20 protein-coding genes are annotated in these 21,154 nt (G+C 59.1%); 9 read left to right on the plus strand and 11 right to left on the minus strand.

Annotation, left to right across the window (positions count from 1 at the left end):
• The first annotated feature begins 66 nt into the window (after positions 1 to 66).
• Positions 67 to 960 (plus strand): DUF72 domain-containing protein, encoded by an 894-nt coding sequence (locus AC13RM_RS04525; RefSeq protein WP_488554640.1) that lies wholly within the window; start codon positions 67 to 69, stop codon positions 958 to 960.
• Between the two features lie 24 nt (positions 961 to 984).
• Here AC13RM_RS04525 and AC13RM_RS04530 read toward each other — a convergent pair whose 3' ends face one another.
• The 3 genes from AC13RM_RS04530 to AC13RM_RS04540 form a co-directional block, all read right to left on the minus strand.
• Positions 985 to 1,254 carry a hypothetical protein gene (locus tag AC13RM_RS04530; protein ID WP_440479848.1) on the minus strand — a complete coding sequence of 90 codons (270 nt, stop codon included), beginning with the start codon at positions 1,252 to 1,254 and terminating at the stop codon, positions 985 to 987.
• A 174-nt stretch (positions 1,255 to 1,428) separates the two neighbouring features.
• Complete coding sequence (locus AC13RM_RS04535; RefSeq protein WP_440479849.1) at positions 1,429 to 3,219, minus strand: thiamine pyrophosphate-requiring protein; 1,791 nt, start codon at positions 3,217 to 3,219, stop codon at positions 1,429 to 1,431.
• 188 nt (positions 3,220 to 3,407) lie between these two features.
• Entirely contained in the window at positions 3,408 to 3,656 is a 249-nt protein-coding gene (locus AC13RM_RS04540) for a hypothetical protein (RefSeq protein WP_095438999.1), read from the minus strand.
• A gap of 333 nt (positions 3,657 to 3,989) precedes the next feature.
• Here AC13RM_RS04540 and AC13RM_RS04545 point away from each other — a divergent pair, with 333 nt between their 5' ends.
• On the plus strand, positions 3,990 to 5,990 hold the full coding sequence (locus tag AC13RM_RS04545; RefSeq protein ID WP_374822213.1) for an ABC transporter ATP-binding protein/permease: 2,001 nt from the start codon (positions 3,990 to 3,992) through the stop codon (positions 5,988 to 5,990).
• Positions 5,991 to 6,125: 135 nt separating this feature from the next.
• On the opposite strand, the gene AC13RM_RS04550 is transcribed toward AC13RM_RS04545, so the two are convergent.
• Positions 6,126 to 6,380, minus strand: a complete 255-nt coding sequence (locus tag AC13RM_RS04550) for a DUF982 domain-containing protein (RefSeq protein ID WP_285206235.1) — start codon at positions 6,378 to 6,380, stop codon at positions 6,126 to 6,128.
• A gap of 234 nt (positions 6,381 to 6,614) precedes the next feature.
• Positions 6,615 to 6,989: a hypothetical protein gene (locus tag AC13RM_RS04555; RefSeq protein WP_095438997.1), complete on the minus strand. Its 375-nt coding sequence runs from the start codon at positions 6,987 to 6,989 to the stop codon at positions 6,615 to 6,617.
• Positions 6,990 to 7,295: 306 nt separating this feature from the next.
• Between AC13RM_RS04555 and AC13RM_RS04560 the strand changes: the two genes are divergently transcribed.
• Positions 7,296 to 8,138: a DUF1236 domain-containing protein gene (locus AC13RM_RS04560; protein ID WP_440479850.1), complete on the plus strand. Its 843-nt coding sequence runs from the start codon at positions 7,296 to 7,298 to the stop codon at positions 8,136 to 8,138.
• Positions 8,139 to 8,369: 231 nt separating this feature from the next.
• Here the strand turns inward: AC13RM_RS04560 and AC13RM_RS04565 are convergent, their stop codons facing one another.
• From AC13RM_RS04565 to AC13RM_RS04585, 5 genes are read right to left on the minus strand one after another with little or no spacing between them, the layout of a single operon-like run.
• Positions 8,370 to 9,146 carry an ABC transporter permease gene (locus tag AC13RM_RS04565; RefSeq protein WP_285206233.1) on the minus strand — a complete coding sequence of 259 codons (777 nt, stop codon included), beginning with the start codon at positions 9,144 to 9,146 and terminating at the stop codon, positions 8,370 to 8,372.
• Between the two features lie 2 nt (positions 9,147 to 9,148).
• Positions 9,149 to 9,967, minus strand: coding sequence for an ABC transporter permease (locus AC13RM_RS04570; protein ID WP_285170745.1), 819 nt, complete (start codon positions 9,965 to 9,967; stop codon positions 9,149 to 9,151).
• A 31-nt stretch (positions 9,968 to 9,998) separates the two neighbouring features.
• A complete protein-coding gene (locus tag AC13RM_RS04575; RefSeq protein WP_285170744.1) occupies positions 9,999 to 11,075 on the minus strand; it encodes an ABC transporter substrate-binding protein in 1,077 nt (358 codons plus the stop codon).
• Between the two features lie 14 nt (positions 11,076 to 11,089).
• A complete protein-coding gene (locus AC13RM_RS04580) occupies positions 11,090 to 11,920 on the minus strand; it encodes an ABC transporter ATP-binding protein (protein ID WP_285170743.1) in 831 nt (276 codons plus the stop codon).
• Between the two features lie 6 nt (positions 11,921 to 11,926).
• Entirely contained in the window at positions 11,927 to 13,282 is a 1,356-nt protein-coding gene (locus AC13RM_RS04585) for an LLM class flavin-dependent oxidoreductase (RefSeq protein WP_285170742.1), read from the minus strand.
• Positions 13,283 to 13,591: 309 nt separating this feature from the next.
• Between AC13RM_RS04585 and AC13RM_RS04590 the strand changes: the two genes are divergently transcribed.
• The 6 genes from AC13RM_RS04590 to AC13RM_RS04615 are packed head-to-tail and all read left to right on the plus strand — an operon-like array spanning position 13,592 to position 19,906.
• On the plus strand, positions 13,592 to 14,770 hold the full coding sequence (locus AC13RM_RS04590; protein WP_285170740.1) for an acyl-CoA dehydrogenase family protein: 1,179 nt from the start codon (positions 13,592 to 13,594) through the stop codon (positions 14,768 to 14,770).
• Between the two features lie 11 nt (positions 14,771 to 14,781).
• Complete coding sequence (locus AC13RM_RS04595) at positions 14,782 to 16,137, plus strand: LLM class flavin-dependent oxidoreductase (protein WP_285170739.1); 1,356 nt, start codon at positions 14,782 to 14,784, stop codon at positions 16,135 to 16,137.
• A gap of 11 nt (positions 16,138 to 16,148) precedes the next feature.
• Positions 16,149 to 16,487: a DUF3088 domain-containing protein gene (locus tag AC13RM_RS04600; protein WP_285170738.1), complete on the plus strand. Its 339-nt coding sequence runs from the start codon at positions 16,149 to 16,151 to the stop codon at positions 16,485 to 16,487.
• Positions 16,488 to 16,499: 12 nt separating this feature from the next.
• Complete coding sequence (locus AC13RM_RS04605) at positions 16,500 to 17,720, plus strand: acyl-CoA dehydrogenase family protein (RefSeq protein ID WP_285170737.1); 1,221 nt, start codon at positions 16,500 to 16,502, stop codon at positions 17,718 to 17,720.
• A complete protein-coding gene (locus AC13RM_RS04610) occupies positions 17,717 to 19,045 on the plus strand; it encodes an LLM class flavin-dependent oxidoreductase (RefSeq protein WP_285170736.1) in 1,329 nt (442 codons plus the stop codon). The genes AC13RM_RS04605 and AC13RM_RS04610 overlap by 4 nt, the downstream gene beginning before the upstream one ends.
• A 12-nt stretch (positions 19,046 to 19,057) precedes the next feature.
• The gene (locus AC13RM_RS04615; RefSeq protein WP_285170735.1) at positions 19,058 to 19,906 is read left to right on the plus strand and encodes an NADPH-dependent oxidoreductase; all 849 of its coding nucleotides are present in this window, start codon (positions 19,058 to 19,060) and stop codon (positions 19,904 to 19,906) included.
• An 8-nt stretch (positions 19,907 to 19,914) separates the two neighbouring features.
• Here the strand turns inward: AC13RM_RS04615 and AC13RM_RS04620 are convergent, their stop codons facing one another.
• Positions 19,915 to 20,925: a LysR substrate-binding domain-containing protein gene (locus tag AC13RM_RS04620; protein WP_285170733.1), complete on the minus strand. Its 1,011-nt coding sequence runs from the start codon at positions 20,923 to 20,925 to the stop codon at positions 19,915 to 19,917.
• Positions 20,926 to 21,154: the final 229 nt, after the last annotated feature.

Consider the following 21,154-nt stretch of genomic DNA (forward strand, 5'->3'; position numbering starts at 1 on the left):
TCGACAGGCAGTGAATTGCGATACCGTCTCTTGCACAGGCGAGCCGATCCGGACGCGATATGAACCATGGTAAAAACTGGAACGATCCGCATCGGAATTTCCGGCTGGACCTACCCGCCCTGGCGCGGCGTTTTCTATCCGAAGGGCTTGGCTCAGAAAAACGAGTTGTCCTACGCCTCCTCGCAATTTCCATCCATCGAAATCAACGGTACATTTTATAGCCTACAGACACCCGAGACCTTCGCAAGATGGCGAGACGCAACTCCGGATGACTTCGTTTTTGCGGTCAAGGGATCACGCTACATAACCCATTTGCGAAGGCTTCGCGATATCGAGGTGCCGCTTGCCAATTTCATGGCTTCCGGCCTATTGCGGCTGGGAGCAAAGCTCGGTCCCATCCTCTGGCAGTTTCCTCCCCGGCTGCGGTTCGATCGAGAACTGTTCTCCAATTTCATTCACATGCTGCCAAAGAACACGGATGAGGCAATTTCCCTGGCCAAGCGGCATGACGAGCGCTTGAACGGCCGAGATTGGCTGATAACGGACAAAAGGAGACCGATCCGGCATGCATTCGAAATCCGCAATGAGAGCTTCGTGCATGCCGACTTCATTGAACTCTTGCGGAAACATCGAATCGGGCTCGTTTGCGCCGATACCGTCGAATGGCCGTTGCTGATGGATGTCACCGCGGACTTTGTCTATTGCCGTCTGCATGGTTCGGAGGAGCTATATGTCAGCGGTTACGATGACGAAGCGTTGAGCGTATGGGCGGAGCGCATCGACGATTGGGCGCATGGGCGCGAGCCGGACAATGCCAATCGTGTCCTGAAGCCGCTGAAGCGGTCACGACGTGGCCGCGATGTCTATGTCTATTTCGATAATGATGTGAAAGTGCGGGCGCCAGCCGATGCGCAGCGGCTCAGCCGGTATCTTGGCCTGGTCTGGCAAAAGAGCCCATAAGGAAGAGTATGCGGCGGCATCATGTTATTCAAGCCGCCCCCAGGCCGGATTCCAATTCACGCCTTCCGACAGTTCGACATAGATGGGCCGCATAAGTTCATCGGACATCTTGTTGCGAGCGGCCCGAAAGGCGTCATCTGGCTCCATTTCCTCACCCGGAAAAATCGTGTCATCTTCGCCCGGCGACATCACCTTGCGCAGGAATCCTCGGATCTGATCGCCGGAATGGTAGAGCTTGATGACGATGGAGCCTAGCGGCACGTCGTTCTTGCGATATTTATGATAGGTTTCCACCTCACACCTCCTGACATTGTCGCCTGTCGCTGCGTCCGGAGCACCTCGCCGTCTCGGGCCATGCTCACATCTCTCGGAACCTGCTTGATCGATTGATATCGATCCAAACCACCCTTCTCCACATTGGTTCCCGCAGCATCTCATCGCGGCCGCCATTTGCCTGTTATCGTTCACCTATTTGGCGCGACCGGGAAGGATGGCACTCAGCGCCTGTCTCAGCGTCCCTTTGACCACACCGCTTTCTTCAGGATCCCCTTTCAGCAGGGCGGCGGTCAGGTTGCGCATCTGCTCGAAAGTCAGGTGCGGCGGTATTGGCGGGACTTCGGGATCTGTCTTGACCTCGAGCACGACAGGCCGATTGGCGGCAAGCGCTTCATCCCAAGCGGCGCCAAGCGCCTCCGGTCGGTCGACGAAAATGCCCTGAAGGCCGATCATATCGGCGAAGCGATGATAGGGGACATCGGGGATCCGCTGCGAGGCATCGAATTTGGGATCGCCTTCCATGACGCGTTGCTCCCAAGTTACCTGGTTGAGATCCTCATTGTTGAAGACGCAGATGACCATGCGCGGGTCGGACCATTTGCGCCAGTATTTCGTCACGGTGATCAACTCCGCCATGTTGTTCATCTGCATGGCGCCATCACCGACCAAAGCGACGATTGGCCGATCCGGATGCGCGACTTTCGCGGCGATCGCATAGGGCACCGCCGCCCCCATGGATGCGAGACCACCGGACAAAGACGCCATCATGCCGCGGCGCATGCGCAAATCACGCGCGTACCAATTGGCGCACGAACCGGAATCGCTCGTGACGATGACACCGTCGGGCAGGCGTGGCGAAAGCTCCCAGACGACACGCTGCGGGTTGACCGGATTGGCTTCCGCGTGCGCCCTCGCCTCCAGCGTTCGCCACCACTCGCCGACATTAGTCTCGATCTCCTTGCGCCAGGAGAGATCCTGCTTCTGCTTGAGAAGCGGCAGCAGTGCCTGCAAAGTCTCCCGGGCGTCGCCGACAAGATTGACCTCCATGGGATAACGCAGGGAAAGCATGTCAGGCCGGATATCGATCTGGACCCCTTTTGCATCGCCTTCTTCGGGCAGGAACTCCGAATAGGGAAAACCGGATCCGACGACCAGCAGGGTATCGCAGTCTCGCATCAGGTCCCAGGACGGTTCGGTACCCAGAAGTCCGATGGAGCCGGTGACCCACGCCAGATCATCCGGTAGGGCGGCCTTGCCGAGCAAGGCTTTCGCCACTCCTGCTCCTAGCCGGTCCGCGACCGCGATCAGCTCTTCGCTTGCGCCGAGCGCGCCGGCACCGACCAGCATCGCAACCTTTTTTCCCGCATTCAGGACCGAAGCGGCGCGCTTCAGATCGATCTCGTACGGCACGGTTCTCGGAGCTACATAGCCGACGCCCGACATGACGGAGCCATGCTTGCGCGGCGGCGTCTCATAGGGCATCTCCTGCAGGTCGTTCGGCAGGATGACGGCGGTGACCGTCTTGTTCGCCAGCGCGATGCGCGCGGCACGATCGACCAGATGGCGTACCTGCGCGGGAGCCGATGCCTGATGGACGAAGTTGCCCGCAACATCCTTGAAGAGCGATGCGAGATCGACTTCCTGCTGATAGTGGCCGCCGAGTGCCCGACGGGCCTGCTGGCCGACAAGCGCCAACACAGGCTGATGATCCGATCGCGCATCATAGAGCCCGGTCACCAGATGCGTGGCACCCGGTCCAGACGTCGCGACGCAAACGCCAAGCTCGCCCGAAAATTTGGCATAGGCCGATGCCATGAAGGCGGCCATCTCCTCGTGACGAGCCTGAATGAATTCAATCTTTCCCTCGGCCCGGTTCAAGGCCCCGAAGAGACCGTTGATGCCATCTCCGGGATAGCCGAAGATGCGCCGCACGCCCCAATCATAAAGGCGCTGCACGATAAAGTCGCCAACTGTCTTTGCCATGATCCGTCTCCACTTGTCGCGCGCCATCAAAGCGCGTGGCGGTCCAACAAGCAGAGACCCCTTATGTTCCCACTATCAGAAGACGTAGTCATTGGAAAAGCCGGGCGTCCGGAGCGCTTTCACTGCCGCCCATCGCATCGATCGTCGTCCGACGCGGCTCTATGACATTTCATTCAAAAGCAGTGTGGCTACGACCGGATTTTCTGACCATCGAGATAACCGTGCTCGTAGGCTTTGGCCTGTTCGCTGTTGTCAGGATAAGGGTTCTTTCTGTTCTCGGCTTCGCATTTCCCCGCCTTGACTCCCTCCTCATACGCTTCTTTTTCACTCTCTGAAGCGGGAAGACGGGGCGATTGCTCGGGGTAGTATTGTATCGGATTCGGCAGCCCAAGCGCGGGTGCGAAAAGCGAAGCTGTGATTGGCTTTTGCGGGCACATGATGAATTCCTCCTGACATTGAAACGCCATTTACGATGGACGGGTTCCCTCAAGCCATCTCATCATTGGCGCTACGATCTGCGCGATAGCGCCTGATAATACGGGGTAAGGGCGCGCGATCCACCCATGGGGTACATTCTTCCAGCGCCGAGAGTGAACTTTCATTCTTCGAGGATAAGATAAAGTAATCACACCACTTATGCTTTTATATGTACCTGCCGTTACTTGACGATGGTTCGCGCAACGGCTGCCTTATTTTCCCGACACATGGCCTCCACCATCGACGACATTCATATTGTGAAACTTTTTGAATTTTAGTCCGTTGTCGTGCTTATGACCGACGCTAAACCCAATCCGAAATCGGTCGATGGCGCCAAGTCGCCTGGGCGTGAGAGATCGCGCCAGGAGAAAGCCCCGACCGTTGATGTCGAGCCACCAGCAAATATCATTGAACCCGATCCGAACATGACGCCTGAGGAGGCAGAACGGGCACGCAAAGGGTACTTGCTTGCACGTTTCTGGATCAGCGCCCGTGGCTACTGGAGTCGCCGCGGAGACGGCTTTGCGTGGCCGTGCACGATTGGGCTACTTGCGCTTATCGGCCTGAACGTCTGCATCCAGTATGGCATTAATATCTGGAACCGCGCGATTTTTGACGCCATTGAGCAACGCAACGCCCACACCGTTTATGTCCTGAGTGCAGTATTTCTGCCGCTGGTGCTCGGAAGTGTCGCCCTTGTTACGGTGCAAGTCTACATTCGCATGATGATCCAGAGGCGATGGCGGTCCTGGCTGACGAACGGGCTCATCGCTCGCTGGCTCGCGAACGGCCGTTATTATCAGCTGAATCTGATCGGCGGTGAAGGCCACAAGAACCCCGAGGCGCGCCTCTCCGAGGATTTGCGGATCGCTACCGAGTCCCCGGTCGATTTCCTGGCCGGCGTCATTTCCGCGTTCGTGTCAGCATCGACCTTCATCGTGGTCCTGTGGACGATCGGCGGGGCCCTGACGTTCCAGATCGCTGGTTCGGTCATCACAATTCCCGGCTTTCTTGTGGTCACCGCGGTTCTCTATGCTGTGGTCACATCCACCTCGATGGCAGTCATCGGCCGGCACTTTGTCGAGATTTCCGAGGTTAAGAATCAGGTGGAAGCCGAATTTCGCTATACGCTGACACATGTGCGCGAAAACGGCGAGAGCATCGCATTGCTCGGCGGCGAAGAGGAGGAGCGTAATGATCTCGAAAGAACTTTTGGCAATGTGCTGAAGCAATGGGCGCGGCTGGCGCACCAATACATGCGCACGACGCTTATCTCGCAGGGATCGATGCTGATCGCGCCCGTCGTGCCGGTCCTGCTTTGCGCACCGAAATTCCTCGAAGGCAGCATGACGCTCGGTCAAGTGATGCAGTCTGCCTCTGCCTTCGCCATCGTCCAGAGCGCGTTCGGATGGCTGGTGGACAACTACCCGCGGCTTGCCGACTGGAATGCTTCGGCACATCGCGTCGCCTCACTCATGACGTCCCTTGACGGCTTGGAGCGCGCCGAAAAGAGCGATTCCCTTGGACGCATCAAGCATGGGGAAACCGAAGGCAAGGCGATGTTGCGCCTAAACGACCTCTCCGTCACGCTCGACGACGGTACCTCCGTGGTCAAGGAAACGGAGGTCGAGATAGATCCCGGTGAACGTGTGTTGGTCGCCGGAGAATCCGGCACGGGCAAAAGCACACTCGTACGGGCAATTTCCGGTCTTTGGCCCTGGGGCCATGGCAGCGTCAATTTTCATCCCGATAGCCGATTGTTCATGTTGCCACAGCGACCCTATATCCCATCCGGCACACTTCGCCGCGCCGTCGCCTATCCCAGAGCGGCCGAGGACTGGACCCTGGATGAGATCAAAGCGGCCCTTGAGAAGGTCGGCCTTGACTATCTCAACGACAGAATTGAGGAAGAAGCGCCATGGGACCAGACACTGTCGGGCGGCGAGAAACAGAGGCTCGCATTCGCACGTCTTCTGCTACACGATCCCGATATCATCGTCCTGGATGAGGCAACATCGGCGCTCGATGAAAAGAGCCAGGACAAGATGATGGAGATGGTGATCCGCGAACTGCCGAAGGTCACCATTATCAGCGTCGGCCACAGAGCTGAGCTGGAGGCCTTCCATAGCCGCAAGATCACGCTGGAGCGACGCGAGGGTGGCGCAATGCTTGTCAGCGACATTGATCTTGCCCAACGCGGGAAAAGGCGGAACCTTCTTCTGCGCCTCTTGGATGACCAAAGGCCTGCACCAAAAGGCAACTTGGCTCATGGAAAGCAGCGCCTTTCGGATTGACAGACGTTTGCCTGATTGTCAGTCCGGTAGCACCGTGAACAACACGTGCTCTTTCGTGTAGCCTAAAGGAGCGAATGGCCGCTGAGAATATGGCTGCCAGCAAGGTTCAAAGCCGGATCGATCGCGAGTCGCCCATCATGCTTCAAATATTTGGATTCCGCTTTCTTCAAGCGCAGCGAGGAATGCGGCTCTTGCTACGAGCGCCTCCACGTGACCTTCGTGGGCGCTGATCAACGTTCGCTTCGCATTCTTGAAGGCGATTCCGTGCGACTTTGCCGGCCAGTTCCGCAGCAAGTAATAGGTCGCAGTCTCCGTGTTGGCGATCGTCAGACGCTGACCGGGTTTGCGCGTCTCGACGGTGATTGGCTTGCTCCACAATTGTTGTGTCATGACTGTCCTCTTACGGCAAAACGGCACCACAATCCGAATGTTCCGCCGCGGTTCTTGCCAAGGCTGCAAGCGAAGTCTATCCAACCTCGAACTTTCGTTAGAGCGAACTCGGCGAGCCCTTTCCCCACCGTGCGGACCGTGATCATCCCGACCGAACGATCGCTCTGATCGACAGGTAAATCTTGGGCTTCAAAGGCAAGTACAAAACCCAACATTCTTTCACCGTTCACACGACTATTTTTCTGCCCGCTGCAAGAGAACGCGCATTTCCTCGAACCGTCGCTTGCGGTCCGCATCGCTCTCGTTGGGCGTATAGCAAGTGGTCGATACGCAGAACTTAGCGAGATTATGGGGTTTGTCAGGCTTGTCGAATTCACATTCGAAAGTGTCGGTCATTTCCGCGGGAGACGTTCCCTGACGGGTGGAATAGGCCATGCGCACACCAGGCGGCTTCAGTTCCGGAAAGGATTGGATAGCGCCGATTGCAAGGCTATCCGACAGGAAGAAGTTCTTGGCTACGATTTTGCAGGTTGCCTCAAGATCGGCGGATTGCGCGAAAGCCGCTGTCGGCATCAGCGCGAGGCCAAATAGAATTAGGGGTTTGATCACAGTGACCTCCTTCAGCGGGGTTTGTTTCAGAACGCAAACAACAAAGAAGGGAATGCCGATCGCGTTGCAAAGTTCCTCCAAAGAGCCCGCTTGGAGTGATCAAAAGTTGCACCATGCCGACACAGCCCGAGAAGGCTTCGCCACCGTAGATAATAGCTGCAGCATGTTGGAAGCTCACGACCGAGCCTTCAGTCGCATGCTCGTGCGACTGAAGTCCAATGCCGGAACATGGGGCCCGTCACCTTGTTCGTCCTATAGCGGCAGAGACACGCCGTTATGTACTCAACAGCAAGAAGAGAGAAAATCATGAAGACGACCAATAGACTTGCCGTCCTGATGACGGCCCTTTCAATCGGTGTTTCCTTCGCAGCGATCACACCCGCAAGCGCGCAGGATACCCAGGTCATCCCCAAGAACGGCACAGCGCGCGACAGCAAGCCATCGACCAGCGAGCAACAGCCACAGTCCGGAACATCCACCAAAGACTTGAAGGGAAATTCAGATAGTTCCTCCGGCCAGGCACCGGCTCAATCTACGCCGGGCAAGCAGGATTCGAAGTCGAATGGCAGCCAGAGCGGCAGCTCGACAGGTACCGGATCAACAGACCAGACAGGAGGCCAATCCGGGGCTCAAACCCAACAGGACAATGGTGCCAAGGGAGGATCGAACAAAAACTCAGCATCTCCGCAATCCCGCAGCACCAACAGCTCGAACGATGAGCAAGGGACAGGTCAAGGTGGTACAGATACCAACAAAGCGGGTTCTACGGGAAGCTCGGGCGGCAATATGAAATCCACCAACAGCACGAAGCAGGATCAGCAAACAGACACGACCGGAAGTGAGACGGGAAGCAAAACAACGACAAAAACAAATACGCAGAGCGGCTCGCAAGTCCAGGTATCTGTCGAGCAACAAACACAGATCCGGCAGGTGGTTAAAGAAGTCCATGTCGCTCCCGTTCGCGAGACGGATTTCTCGGTATCGGTAGGCTCAGCCATTCCCCGGAAGATTCAGCTGGAGCCACTGCCGCCGCGCATCGTCCAGATCGTTCCGCAATACAAGGCGTATCGTTTCTTCGTCCTTGCAGACGGGCGAATCGTCATCGTCGATCCTTCGACATTCACGATCGTCTACATCATCGATGCCTAGTTCTCGAAGTTTGCGGACGCCAGAGCTTTCATGGCGTCCGCCGGCATATGTCTTGTCCGAAGCCCGAGGGCAAGCAAGGCAAAAGCCGTAGGAACTGTGATCCTGCCAGCCATTGCGTCAGCATCGGACGATTAAACTTGTCTGGCAGGGACAAGACCAGGAACGGTTCCGATAGAAGTAACCGAGCAAGCGGGTTTAGCCGCTTGATACATCGAGCATGAGATTTGCAGCCTAGGCGGTCTGCTTAGGCCGCCAGCGCAACAAATAAGCTTCAAGTGCATAGGCGAGACGGTTTAGGGTGAAGCCGACGAAGCCGAGCACGAAAACGCCGACCATGACGAGCGCCATGTCGAACCGCTCCCGACCGGCGATGACCAGCCCGCCGATGCCCGGGCCGACAGCCAGGAAATATTCTGCACCGACCGTTGCCAGCCAGGCATAGATGAGCCCCAGATGGACGCCGGTTGCGATCGATGGCATTGCCGCCGGAATATAGATCCGCAATGCCTTCTGCCGCGCATTGAACCTTAGCGCCCTTGCGACCTCGAGCAGTTCGGCCGGGGCCTCGCGCATGCCGTCATAGGTATTGAGAACGATAGGAATGAAGGCGGCGAGCGCGACGAAGACGATCTTCGCCTGTTCGCCAAAGCCGAACCAGACCGAGATGAGCGGTATCCAGGCGAGAAGGGAGATCTGCTTCAGTCCGTTGAAGGTCGGCATGATCAGCCGGTCGGCAATCCGCGAGAGCGCCAGCAGGCTCGCAAAAGCGACACCGAGCACGCACCCAATCAGGAAGCCGGCAATATTGCGCATCAGGCTGAAACCCAGTTCGCCCACAAGATCATTGTCGATCAGCTCACGTTTCGCCGTGCCGACGACATCCTCCAGCGACGGCAGAAAGCGCGCATCCACAAGACCCGTCCGGCTTGAAACCTCCCAGGCCACAAGGAGAAGGATCGGCAACGTTATGCCTCTCCGGAAACGTACGAAACGGCTTGCTCTTGCCATTGTCAAAGCTCCTGCCGCTTCCACCGCTGGATCAGCAGTTCAGTGCGATCCAGCCCCTTGTCCATGACGAAGCCGACAAGCCCGATGGCAATCATCGCGACGATGACGGTATCGAGCCAGAACATCTGCCGCCCCCAGACCAGAAGATAGCCGAGCCCTTCGGAAGAGGCGAGCAACTCGACACCGACAAGCGATGTCCAGGAATGGGTAAGGCCATAACGGATACCGGTGAATATAGAGGGAACGGCAGCCGGCAGCACGATCAGACGCAGGGTTTGCCAGCGGCTGAAGCGCAGCGCTCTGCCGACCTCGAGATATTTCGGCGAGACGCCGCGGATTCCGGCGAGCGTATTCATCGTCATCGGCACGATGGCGCCCTTGGCGATGATGATGATCTTCAGGGTTTCTTCGATGCCGACAAGCAGCATCAAGAGCGGAATCCATCCGAGCGTCGGGATTTGGGCGAAGGCGAGGAAGAGCGGCTTTACATAGTCCTCGACCGTTTCGGAAAGCCCCATGGCGATGCCGAGCAACAGGCCGAGCCCGGCACCTATGGCAAAGCCGATGACGACACGGCCAAGGCTCACTCCGGTATGATAGAGAAGCTCGCCGCTCAGGATCATGTCGCGGCCGGTCTGATAGACATAGGCCGGCGGCGGCAGGATCTGCTCCGGCAGCCAGCCTCTGGCGGAGGCAACCCACCAGAGGCCAAACAGGCCAAACGGAAAGATCAAGCCGGTCACGAGGACGGCAAAGCGCTGGAGCCTTGCCGATGATAGCGGCAAGCCGGCTCGACCGGTAGTTTCGACAACAGCGCTCACGCCAGCCTCCCTGTCTTGATCGCGTCTCCGATCAGGAGGCAACCGGCTTTCCGTCGGCACCATAGGGCTGCCAGAATTTCGTCAGCCTGAGCTTTTCCAGCGCATTGTTGAGATATTTCGGTTCGAACCAGCCGTTAAGATCCACATCGCGGCGGATCAGCCCGTATTCCTTGCTCTTGATCGCCTGCTCCTTGTACTGCGAGACTAGGAGATCATCGATCAGCGGCGAGTTGCGATAGGTGAGCGTATCGTTGCGGAAATATTCCTCCAGGATCGGAACGGGCGTGCCGGACTTGTGCCAGAGTTCGAAAAGGGCTGCGCGGTTCTGCTCTTCCGACGACCATTGCGCCGCCTTGACGAAAGCGTCGACGACACGCTGGGTGATCTCCGGATGGGCTTCGATGAAAGCTTCACGGCCGATGACGCCGGCATTGCGCCCGAAGCGCGGATCGTCGCCCTTCGTCGTATAGATGATGTCGGCGCTGTCCTTCGCCGCCAGATTGATGAGCTGCGTGTCGCCGAAGGCGGCATCGATATCCTTGCTGGTCAGGGCCGCAACGGTGCCGGCAGTATCCAGATTGACGACCTGGATGTCACGCTCGGTCAGCCCATGTGCCTGCAAGATCTTGATTGCGGAGAGGTGGCCGTTGGTGCCGCGCTGCAGCGCGACCTTGCGGCCCTTCAGATCCTCGATCGTCTTGATGCCGGATCCCTTGGCGACGGCAAGATAGAGCGGCTTGCGCGCGCCGCTCGCCAGCAGAAACTTCGTCTTCAGGCCGGTTGCCCGCCCGATCAGTGCGGGAAGATCGCCCTGATAGGCAAAGTCGAGCTGGTCGTTGGCGAAGCCTTCATTGACCGCCGGGCCAGCGCCCTTGAAGAAGGTCCATTCGATCTTGACGTTCGGATCGTTGGCAAATTCCTTTTCCAGAAATTCGCCGGCGCGAGCCGTCGCAGCCGACGTTCCCTCGGCATAGGGTTTGTTGTCGACGCCAATCGCGGCGTAGCCGACGTGAATGACGAGGGGATCCTGCGCCCAGGCCGAGGCGGATAACAAGCTCAGGGCGACCGCCGCACCGGCGACCAAGCGGGAAATAATGGACAGTTTCATCTGTTGCTCCGTGATTATTCTGCGGCGACGACGGCAGGCCGGGTTTCAACCGCCGGACTTGCAATGCTCGATGGCGGGCGAGGCGTTGACGTCGTGGCGTTGAGGCTCTCGAGAACCCGATTGCGGATTTCGACCAGCTGGGGAGACGTGCGATCACGCGGGCGCGGCAGGTCCACCGGAACGATGTCACGGATACGACCCGGCCGGGGTGACATGACGACGACGCGATCGCCAAGATAGACGGCTTCCTCGACATCATGCGTCACCAGAACCATGGTGATGCGTTCCTTCGCCCAGATCGTCTGCAACTCGTCCTGCAGCCTTGCCTTTGTGATGGCGTCAAGCGCTCCGAAAGGTTCATCGAGAAATAAAGCATTGGGACGGTTGACCAATCCGCGCGCGATGCCGGCGCGCTGCGCCATCCCGCCGGAAAGCTGGTGCGGATAGGCTTTGGCGAAACCGGAAAGCCCGACAAGTTCGAGGTGAGATTCGACGAGCCTGTTCTTCTCTGCCTTGGGCAGCCCGGAATTCTCCAGCCCGAGCGCAATATTGCGGGCGACGGTCAGCCAGGGGAAAAGCCTCGGCTCCTGAAAGACGATGCCACGGTCGAGACTCGGCTCCTTGACGGGCCGCCCCGCGTGACCAACGAATCCTGATGTCGGAAGATCAAGGCCGGCACCGAGGCGCAAAAGCGTCGACTTTCCGCAGCCGCTCGCCCCGACGATGGTGACAAACTCGCCCTCGGCGATATCGAGGCTGACATCGTCCAGCGCGGTCAATATCTCGCCATTCACCTTGAACTGGCGGGTGACGTGGCTGATTTGGAGATGCAGGGAATTGCCCATAGCCGATTACTCCGCAGCAACGGCATGCCGCGCCGGATGTAGAGGCACTCTCAATCCGAGATTTTCCCGCAGCGTCGAACCTTCGTAATCGCTACGGAAAAGGCCGCGGCGCCGCAGTTCCGGCAATACATGCTCGACGAAATCATAAAGACCGGTCGGCAGCTGCGGCGGCATGACATTGAAGCCGTCGGCAGCACCCGTCTTGAACCACTCCTCCATCTGATCGGCAATTTCAGTCGGGGTTCCGACGATCTGCCAATGCCCGCGCGCGCCGGCGATGCGGAGATAAAGTTCCCGGATCGTCAAGTTTTCGCGCCTGGCGAGATCGAGCAGCAATTTCTGGCGGCTCTTGCTGCCATTGGTCTCAGGCAGAGCCGGAATGGGACCGTCGAGCGGATATTGGGAGAGATCGACACCGCTTGCCATGCCATTCAGCAGGGAAAGGCCGACCACCGGATGGACAAGATCCTGCAGTTCGGCGAATTTTTGCTGCGCTTCCCCGCGCGTTCTGCCGACGACCGGGAAGATGCCGGGCATGATCTTGAGGTCATCCCGGTCCCTGCCGTATTTCGCAAGGCGGCCTTTGATATCCGCGTAGAAGGCTCTCGCATCTTCGATGGTCTGATGAGCGGTGAAGACGACTTCCGCGGTGCGCGCGGCAAGCTCTCTTCCAGGCTCGGACGAGCCCGCCTGCACGAGCACCGGGTGGCCCTGCGGCGTGCGCGACACGTTCAGAGGCCCTCGCACCTTGAAGTGCTTACCCTTGTGATTGAGGATGTGCTGCTTTTGCGGATCATAATAGATGCCGCTTTGCTTATTGCGGGGGAAAGCGTCCTCCTCCCAGGTGTCCCAAAGGCCAAGAACGACATCCGCGAATTCTTCAGCCCGTTCGTAGCGCTCGGCATGGGCATAATGTTCGTCCCTGCCGAAATTATGCGCTTCATGATCGCTGGAGGAGGTCACCAGATTCCAGCCAGCGCGGCCGCCGCTGATATGGTCGAGGGAGGCGAATTTGCGGGCGATATGATAGGGCTCGTTAAAGGACGTCGAGGCGGTCGCCACGAAGCCGATATTCTTCGTCACCGCCGCCAGTGCCGAGAGCAATGTGATCGGCTCGAATTGCGCGACATAGCGCTGCGCTGTACGCTGCAACGCCTCGGTATCGTCTCCGCGGGTACCAACACCATCAGCCAGGAAGATCAGATCGAATTTGGCCGCTTCGGCGATTTGCGCAAGCTCGACATAATGGACGAAGTTGGAACCGGCATCAGCCTGCGTCAACGGATGCCGCCAGGCGGAAATGTGGTGCCCGGTCGGATAAAGGAAAGCCCCGAGCTTCAATTGCCTTTGTCTGCCCGCCATCGTCTTCTCCATCATCGCTGCGGAAGGAGGCTAAACGTTAAAGATTATAATCTATAGAAATTATATTCTATTTACCGCCGCCAGTTCGGATTTGTTCGTCACGCGACATGCCGAACCGGCGGAGATCGTTTCACGGCAACTGTTCGTAACGGCTGGAAATTGCGGTCGCCCAAGTTTTTCCGATAGAGAGGGAAAGAATTTCTTCCCACCGGATCAAATAGATATTGCTGGACTTGGGTCTGCAATCACCGAACCCTTCATGCCTCAAAGCGGCGATGCGCCGTTCAAATCCATGGGCGTGGAGCAGACATGTCTTTCCCATCAGACACATTCGATCCCCTCGTCGCAAAAGCCGTCGAGCTCCGGCGGGCGTTCGACCGCGACGCGGTCGAGCGCGACAGATTGGGTGGCAGGCCGACCGAACAGATCCGCCTGCTGAAGGAGAGCGGATTGCCTTCGGCGCAGATCCCGACCCGATATGGCGGTCGCGGCGCTTCCTGGCTCTCCATCCTGCGGGTCGTGCGGGAATTTGCCCGCACTGACGGCTCGCTCGCACATCTCTTCGGCTACCACCACCTTCCCCTGAACCTCGTATTGTTTCGGGGGTCGGATGTACAGCGGGAGCGGCTGCTCAGAGCCTCCGCGGCGGGCAATTTCGTCTGGGGCAATTCCGGCAACGCCATGTCGAAAACATCATCGGGACGGCGCATCGACAATGGCTGGCTCATCAACGGCAAGCGCCCCTTCTCCTCAGGCTCCCACATATCAGACTACATTCAGATCTCCTTCGAAAATGCCGAGGGCGAGCGCCTGACGGCGGCCGTGCCAGCCGATCGCCAGGGTATCGTCATCGAAGATGATTGGGATGGCATCGGCCAGCGCCAGACCGGTAGCGGCACGGTGAGTTTTCATAATCTCGAGATCGCCGACGACGAGCTTATCAGCTCTCCGGCGGTTCCGCTGACCCCTTACACGTCGCTGACGTCCCTGCTGCAGCAAAGCGTCCTGCTCAACGTCTTCGTCGGCAGCGCACAGGGAGCGCTGGAGGAAGGCCGGACCTATACGACGGCATCGTCCCGACCCTGGATCTATTCAGGTGTCGACAAACACACCGACGATCCCTGGATCAAGCGGCAGTATGGCGATCTCTACATCCGCACGCTCGCAGCCACCGAGCTTGCCGACAAAGCCGCACGCAGCCTCGACGAGGCCTTCAACCAGGGACCGGGCCTGACGCATGAAGATCGTGGCGCTGCCGCTATCAATATCGCCACGGCAAACCTCTATGCCGGTGAGGTCGGGCTCGCCGTCTCCAGCGAGATTTTCGAGGTAATGGGCTCACGCTCGGCAACGACTGCAAACGGTTTCGATCGCTTCTGGCGCAACGTGCGCACCCACACACTGCACAATCCTGCCGAATACAAGAAGCGCACGCTCGGCACATGGCTGCTGACCGGTGAATTCCCCGTTCCGGCTATGTATCGCTGAAAGGACATCCCATGGCTAGACGCAAGGATCAGATCAAGCTCGGCGCCTTCCTGCTCTTCACCGGCCACCATGTCGCCGCCTGGCGGCATCCCGAGGCATCAGTCGGGACCGAGTTCGAGAACTATCTGGAACTCGCGAAACTCGCCGAGGCCGCCAAGTTCGATACCATCTTCTTTGCCGACGGTGTTGCTGCTCGTCTGAAGGACCTTGATGCGGCAAGCCGGAAGGCGCATAGCGGCATCTATCCGTTCGAGCCGATCACGCTGCTCTCGGCCCTTGCCAGCGTCACCCGCAATATCGGCCTGATCGCCACCGCCTCGACAAGCTTTTCCGATCCCTTCAACCTTGCGCGCCAGTTCGGCTCGCTGGACCGTCTAAGCGGCGGCCGCGCCGGCTGGAACCTCGTGACCTCTTCCGATCCGGACGCCGCCTTCAACTTCGGCCATGACGCACAGGTCCTGCATGCCGACCGCTACGACCGAGCTGAGGAATTCGCCGACGTCGTGCTCGGTCTCTGGGACAGCTGGGAGGACGATGCCTTTATTCGCGATCGTGAGAGCGGCCGCTATTTCGATCCCGAAAAACTGCATCGGCTCGACCACAAGGGGCGCCACTTCAAGGTGCGCGGGCCGCTGAACATTCCGCGCTCGCCGCAGGGGCGCCCGGTCGTGGTCCAAGCCGGGGCCTCCGTGCCCGGTAAGGAACTGGCCGCGCGCACCGCCGAGGCGATCTTCGCCGCACAAATTACGCTTGACGAGGCAAAAGCCTTCTATGCCGACGTCAAGGGCCGGCTTGGCAAATATGGCCGTTCGCCCGACGACTTGAAGATTCTGCCGGGAATCTTTCCTGTCGTCGGGCGAAGCGAGGCGGAAGCCGAAGACAAATTCCAGGCCTTGCAGAACCTCATCCAGCCGGAAGTGGGTCTTAACCTCCTCTCGCAATTGACCGGCGTCGATCTCAGTTCCTATCCGCTTGACGGCCTGGTGCCGCCCGAGCCGCCGGTCACCAATGCCGGCAAGAGCCGCCAGGAACTGGTGCTCGATCTCGCGCGCCGAGAAAACCTGACCATCCGTCAACTCTATCTTCGCATTGCCGGCGCCCGCGGTCATTGGCAGGTGGTGGGGACGCCGACGCAGATCGCCGACGTGATGGAAGAACGCTTCGAAAACTACGGCGCCGATGGTTTCAACATCATGGCGCCGATCATGCCCGGCGGACTTGCCGATTTCATCACGCTTGTCGTGCCGGAGCTGCGCCGCCGCAGCCTGTTCCGCACCGAATATGAAGGCACGACGCTGCGCGAAAATCTCGGGCTCAAGCGTCCGGCCAATCGTTTTTCCGCGGGCAATGCGGTCGCAGCAGAATAGGAGAAGACCAAGTGGCTCGTGACAAACTGTTCCTCATTTCACCCGGCTTTGCCGATCCGAAACATCCCGGCGTCAGCTTCGTCTGCCCCTATTGCAACGCGATCGAGGGACTGCTCGCCTCGTTCCCCGACCTAGCATCCGCCATTGATGTCGAAAGGGTTGCCTTCCTGCGACCGCGGCAAAAGGTGATCGATGTTGCCGGCGAGGAAAACCAGTCGCTGCCGCTTCTCATTCTCGCGGAAAACCCGCCTGATGATGCCGGTGACTGGAACGGAACACGCTTCGTCAATTCGACTGATCGCATCCTTGAGCTGCTTGCCGAACGGCACGGCTTTCCGCGCCTACATTAGAGACGAGGGGTCATGACCATAAAACCCGACGGCTTCGAGCCACCCCACCCTCTGCCCTCTCTCTTCGAGGCCGATAAATCGAATCCCTATCTCGCCAAGGCCGTCGAATTGCGGGACATATTCGCCCGGGATGCCATCGAGAGAGATCAAGCTGGCGGTAGGCCCGAGGCGCAGATCAAGCTCCTGAAGGAAAGCGGCCTCGTCAATCTGGTGATTCCGAAGGAATTCGGCGGTGCAGGCGAACCCTACTCCACTGCCATGCGCATCGTGCGTGAGTTCGCCAAGGTGGACGGCTCGCTCGGTCATCTCTACGGCTATCATTTCAGCCCGCTGCAAAACGCCGTTACCACGCTCCACGATGAACGATCCCAGGACATTCTGCGCCGCTCGGCCGCGGGTCGCTGGTTCTGGGGCAATACGACGAACAGCTTTTCCAAGAGCCTCTTCGGACGGCAGGAAAATGGGAAGGTCATTCTCAACGGTTTCAGGCCGTTCGCCTCCGGCTCGCATGTCGCCGACTATCTGACGGTCGCTTGGGAAGACGAGACGACAAACAAGCGGAGCTTTGCCTATATTCCGGCTGACCGCAAAGGCATCACCATCACCGACGATTGGGACGGGATCGGCCAGCGGCAGACCGGAAGCGGCCGTGTCCTCTACAAGAATGTCGAGATCGACGGGAGTGAGATCCTGCCTGACAGGCCGCAGGTTCCGATCGCCCTGTTGGCACCCCTGCAGCAGCAGAGCGTCCTTCTCAACGTCTTCGTCGGTTCCGCGCAAGGGGCATTAGCGGCGGCGCGTGACTATACCGTCACGAAATCCCGCCCTTGGATTTATTCCGGCGTCGAGCGTCATTCCGACGATCCGTGGATCAAGAGACAGTATGGCGAGCTGTGGATCAAGGTACAGGCGGCAACGGCGCTTGCCGATCGGGCGCTTGCAGCCGTCGATGCGGTCTATGCGAAAGGGCAGGATCTCACTGCAGAGGAGCGCGGCGAGGCGGCAATCACAGTCGCCTCAGCCAATGTGCTTGCAGGCCGCGTCGCCCTTGAGGTCACAAGCGAAATCTTCGAGGTCATGGGTGCACGGTCGGCCGTCAGGCCGCTGGGGTTCGACCGCTTCTGGCGCAATGTCCGTATCCACACGCTGCACAATCCCGCCGAATACAAGACCCGCAATGTCGGAACATGGTTCCTGGACGGCGAGTTTCCAGAACCGGGGATATTCCAGTGACCAGGAAACGCGAACTCCATCTCAACATCAACATCCTGCATTCCGGTTTTTCGCCGGCTGCCTGGCGCATGCAGGGAAGCGACCCGCGCGCATCCTTCGATATCAATCACTACATTAATGTCGCCCGGATCGCCGAGCGCGGCACTTTCGACGCGATCTTTCTTGCCGATCAGGCCGCCATTTCCGATCGCGTCGATTTCCGGCCGCTGACATCTCTCGAGCCGACCATCGTGCTGGCCTCGGTTGCCGCCCATACCCAGCATATCGGCCTGATCGCCACGGCTTCCACTACCTATAACGAGCCCTATAATATCGCCCGCCGCTTCGCGACCCTCGACCATGCGAGCGGCGGCCGCGTCGGCTGGAACATCGTCACCAGCGCCGATCTCTCGCAAAGCCGGAATTTCGGCCTGGAAAAGCCGGTCGCGCATCAAAGCCGTTATGAGCGCGCGGAGGAATTTACATCGGTCGTCAAGGCCCTGTGGGACAGCTGGGAGGAAGACGCCTTCATAGGCGATGTCGAAAGCGGGCGGTTCGTTGACACCAGCAAGGTCCATGCGATTGCCCATCGCGGCAAACATTTCTCCGTTCATGGCCCCCACAACGTCCCGCGCCCGCCGCAAGGACATCCCGTCATCGTGCAGGCCGGCGCCTCGGATGATGGGCGGGAGTTGGCAGCCCGGCACGCCGAGGCGGTGTTCTCCGCTTCGCAATCCCTGGAGGAGTCGCTCGATTACGCGCGCGACCTCCGAACGAGAGGCGCTCGCTATGGCCGCGCTCCGGACAGCATTTTGGTGCTCGCCGGTCTCGCCACCATCATCGGCAGCACCGAGGCGGAAGCCAGGCGGCGACAGGAGGAACTGCGCGAACTCATTCCGCTGGAATATAGCCTTGCGCGCCTATCCGGCGTTCTGCAGGTCGATCCAGGCAGACTGAAACTCGATGAGCCCCTGCCGGATGATATTCCCCTGCCCGCCGATGGTGGCCACACTTTCTTTCGCGCCACCCTCGCCCTGGCGCAGCGCGAGAAACTGACCGTGCGCGGTCTCATCCGCGCCTTGAATGGCGGGACCGGACATCGCACCATCGTCGGCACGCCCGACGCAATTGCCGATGATATCGAAAAATGGTTCAAGGCAGGCGCTGCCGATGGCTTCAACCTGATGCCCGATGTGTTGCCGCACGGCCTGGAGGTCTTCGTGGACGAGGTGGTGCCCATCCTACGTCGCCGCGGCCTGTTCAGGAAAGACTATGCGAGCCGGACCCTACGGGACCATCTCGGCCTTTCCCGGCCGGCCAACCCTTATGCCATTGCCGCCGAATAAAGGAGAAACAGCATGACGTCAGCTACGACCGCAAGGCTTCCGGAGGATGACAGGCTCGCCGCTCTCGTCAACGAGCGCTATCGCAACAGCCATCATATCGGCGCCGACTGGAACGAGACGATCGAGACGCTACTCTCCCACCGTAGCGTGCGCGACTATCTGCCCAAGCCCATTCCGGATGACATCCTCCACCTCGCGATCGCCGCGGCCCAATCGGCACCGAGCTCATCCAACCTCCAAGCCTGGAGCGTCATTGCCGTCAGGGACGATACGCGCAAGGAAAAGCTGAACGCCGTTGCCGGAACACAGAGGCAGATCACACAGGCGCCGCTCTTGCTGATCTGGCTTGCGGATCTTTCGAGGCCACGCCGCATCGCGGCGGATCAGGGGTCTGCTGCCGATGGCCTCGACTATGTCGAAAGCTTCCTGCTCGGTGTCATCGACGCTGCACTCGCGGCGCAAAATGCCGTCGTTTCCCTGGAATCGCAGGGCCTCGGCACCTGCTATATCGGTGCCATCCGCAACGATCCCGAAACCGTAGCGCGCGAACTGGAATTGCCGGAAGGCGTGTTTCCGGTTTTCGGCCTGACGGTTGGCTACCCCGATCCCGCCACATCGGCCGCCGTCAAGCCGCGGCTGCCGCAAACGACGGTACTGCACCATGAACGCTATGATCACCGCCGACGGTCGGAGGACCTGCGGCATTACAATACCGTCCTGCAGGATTTTCAGACCGAACAGCGCATGCCGCGCATTGATTGGACGGTGCAGGTGAAAAACAGGATCGGATCCGTCGAAGCCCTGAAGGGACGACACCTTCTCGGCGTGGCGGCCCGCCGCCTCGGCTTCAGGCTGAAATAATCGGCCGGCTATTCGGCGGCGGCAATGTCGAGCCTGCGCAATGTGTTGCGCGACAGGATGTCGCCGATTGTCCGCAGGGCCTTGACCTCCGCCTGAAGCCAGTTGCGGAACAATTCGACGCGCATCAGACACTCCTTGGCGGGCGTCGTGACGAAGAAATAGGAAAAGTTCACGGCTTGTGAGCCGCCGAACGGCGCGACAAGACGCCCGGCCTTCAGTTCGGCCTCCGCCAAACGGATTTTTCCGAGACCAAGTCCCTGCCCTGTCAGCGCGGCATCGATGACGAGCGATGATTGATTGAGACGGAAGCCGCCCTGCGGCAAACGCAGGGATAATCCTTCAGCCCGCAGCCAGCCATTCCAATCCGGGCAGGAATGATCATGCTCCGCGCCATCCTCGTGCAGCAGAGGCACGCCTTCGATCGCCTGTGGGCCGTTCCATAGCCAATGCCGCTCGGCAAAATCGGGGCTGCAGATCGGCACCACAGCCTCGGAAAAAAGGTGATCGACGACAAGGCCGGGATAAACGCCGCTGCCATACCGGATGGCGCAATCCGTGTCGCCTGTATTCAGATCGGTCAAATGCGTCGAGGCATCGACCAGAATCTCCAAGCCGGGAGCTGCTTGCCTCAGACCCTCCAATCTCGGGATCAGCCATTTGCTGGCGAAGGATGGCGCGACCGATACGCGGATCGGAAGATCGTGATCGCTGGCGATGAATTGCGTCATCGTCGCCAGAACCACATCGAATGCGTTTGTCAGTCCGGGTACGAGTGCCAGGCCGGCGGCCGTCAACTGGAGTTGACCACGGACCCTGTGAAACAGGGACTGCCCCAGATAGTCCTCCAGAAGCCGGATCTGCTGGCCGACGGCGGCCGAGGTGACGTGCAATTCCTCAGCAGCGCCAAGGAAACTCAGATGCCGCGCGGTCGCCACGAAAGCGCGCAGCGAGGTCAATGGCGGCAGTCGCGCCAAGGTCGGCTGAATGGATTTTCTCCGTGTGTCGGCAATCGTGTTCATAAGCCGATTGCAGCACAATCGGCCATCTCAAGACGAGAACGAGCTTTGCGTTTACCGGCAAGCGGATGGATATTTTCTTCCATGCCTAGCCGGGATGCGGGAAGCAAAAACTAAAAATGCAAAATAGTCTATATTTTTAATAGACAAAAGATTTGACCGGCCCGTTTCGGAGGCATCTGGCGAAGCTTTTCTTTCTCGGGCGATTAGAAAAACATTCTTCCGTTTTGCA

Source organism: Martinezella sp. CNPSo 3732, assembly GCF_057784515.1.